Origin of the sequence: Flavobacterium sp. (assembly GCF_035760125.1) — a bacterium.
Taxonomy (GTDB): domain Bacteria; phylum Bacteroidota; class Bacteroidia; order Flavobacteriales; family Flavobacteriaceae; genus Flavobacterium.
The window spans coordinates 1-2028 of sequence record NZ_DASTTN010000054.1 but is presented as its reverse complement, the minus strand read 5'-3'; the positions used below and the strand labels follow the sequence as shown (position 1 = coordinate 2028).

3 protein-coding genes are annotated in these 2028 nt (G+C 34.7%); 2 read left to right on the top strand and 1 reads right to left on the bottom strand.

Going from position 1 to position 2028, the window contains the following annotated elements; translation table 11 throughout:
• Nucleotides 1–100: 100 nt before the first annotated feature.
• A complete protein-coding gene (locus VFS71_RS02375; protein WP_326399168.1) occupies nt 101–898 on the bottom strand; it encodes a DUF5995 family protein in 798 nt (265 codons plus the stop codon).
• A gap of 182 nt (nt 899–1080) precedes the next feature.
• On the opposite strand from VFS71_RS02375, the gene VFS71_RS02370 reads away from it, so the two are divergent.
• Together VFS71_RS02370 and mobA are read left to right on the top strand one after the other, a co-directional pair.
• Nucleotides 1081–1410, top strand: coding sequence for a winged helix-turn-helix domain-containing protein (locus tag VFS71_RS02370; RefSeq protein ID WP_326399167.1), 330 nt, complete (start codon nt 1081–1083; stop codon nt 1408–1410).
• A gap of 8 nt (nt 1411–1418) precedes the next feature.
• On the top strand, nt 1419–1988 hold the full coding sequence (gene mobA, locus VFS71_RS02365) for a molybdenum cofactor guanylyltransferase (protein ID WP_326399166.1): 570 nt from the start codon (nt 1419–1421) through the stop codon (nt 1986–1988).
• Nucleotides 1989–2028 lie beyond the last annotated feature (40 nt).

Below are 2028 nucleotides of genomic sequence, written 5' to 3'. Positions count from 1 at the left end.
GTGAAAGAGCAGGCTTAGATATTTAGAAATGAAATGATAAAAACCGCAATCCCAAAATGGTAATTGGATTGCGGTTTTTTTATGCCTTTTCGAATTTATATCAGTTTAAAGCAACTATGTATTCCACTTCTTTTTCTTCAATTATTTGTAAATCAATAATTTTTTGGGCAACGGTTCCTCTTTCAAATAATCGAATGAATTTGAAAATACCACTCACCAAATACCCAGGATTTGAAATCAATCGGGCGATTTGTGTAATTTTTGCATCCCTTTCCTGTATGCTGGTCTCTCTTTGATTTTCCGGAGTCGCAACAAATTCAGTGGCATATTTCCAGGCACCGTCCCTTGCGGTTTTCATACTAAAATCAATAAAGAAATTGTCTATTTTGCCTGATAATTTTAGTATAATTGTCAAGGTTGGCCAAATTTTAATCAAACATTTTTCAACACTTCCCACCAGATTGCTGAGTATGGTATTGATTTGGTCAAAATCGGATCTTAAATCTTCAATATCTTCTGGGGTACTGACTAGGGCAGAGGCTATTCCTAAATCTAAATTCACATGAGCATTGATTCCAATTAGTAAATGCTGAACTACTATTGGCCAATAACTTTCTGCCTGTTGAAAGGAGAATTCCCAGCATTCTGAAGGTTTTTCTTTGGCTGTGTATTGATAATACGCCTTCAAATACCGATTGGCAAAAATAACATCTAGTTTTTCCATTCGCTCCCCATTTTGAAAAGAACCGTCAACAATGCCTTGTTTGATTTTTATTGTAACCTCTCTATATAATGTGGTAAACAAGCCGATTGCACTTTGTTCCAGTTTTGATGTTTCAATTATTTCATCCAAAAACAGAATGACTTCGTCAATAGTTGTGGCTTGTTTCATGTTCATTTATAATTGGTTATGGTTGTAAAGGAAGAGCGAATATAATTATTTTATTCTTCAAGTTGCTTTTTTTGACGTAATTCTCTTGCTGTTTTTTATAACAAAATATATGGTGTAAAACTGTTTTTTTATTTTTTTGATATGTTCATTTCGTTATATTTGTAAAAGTATAACGAAAATTATTGACTTTGAAAATCAAGAGCAAAATTTGGATTGAAACTGATGAGGGGATTCTCATTAGCGAAGGGCGTATTCAGTTGTTAAAACTGATAGAGTCCACAGGTTCGCTCAATAAGGCCGCAAAGGAGATGAATATTTCGTATCAAAAAGCATGGAAATTAATTGATGCGTCGAACAAAGCTTCCAAAGAACCCTTAATAGCGACTCAAGTAGGAGGAAATAGGGGTGGAGGTACTGTAGTGACTCCATATGGTAAATTACTTATTGAGTCTTTTGAAAAAATCAATGTTGCTTGTTGGGAATTTCTGGATTTGCAACTTAAAAAACATTCTTTATAAATCAAATTATGGAAAATCAGATTACGGCAATACTATTAGCCGGAGGGAAAAGCCAACGCATGGGAACAGATAAAGGCTTATTGGATTTGAAAGGAAAAACATTCATCAAGCACATTTGCGATGCTTTACAGCCGATAGTAGGTTCTAATATTTTAATTGTGTCGGAAAATAAAGAATATGATGCTTTAGGTTTTTCCAGAGTGGAAGATATAATTGAAAATAAAGGTCCAGTGGGTGGACTTTATACAGCGTTGAAAGAATCTAAAACCAAAGTAAATCTGGTTTTGAGTGTTGATGTGCCAATGGTGTCGACTGAATTATTGGAATGGCTAATCAAAAGCCACGATGAAACATACATGGTTACACAAACGAAAAGCGGTGATAAAACGAGTCCGCTAATTGGGGTTTACGACCGCTCGATGCGAATTGTTTTTGGCGAACACATGGCAGGAAACCAGTTGAAATTGCGACAAGTGATTGAGGATGTCAAACACCAAACGATTGAGGTTCCTGAAAAATGGAGCAATCAAGTGCAAAATATAAATACACAAGAAGAATATCAAAATTTAATCAAATGACCATAACGCTAAAATATTTTGGTTTACTAGCTGATATCAC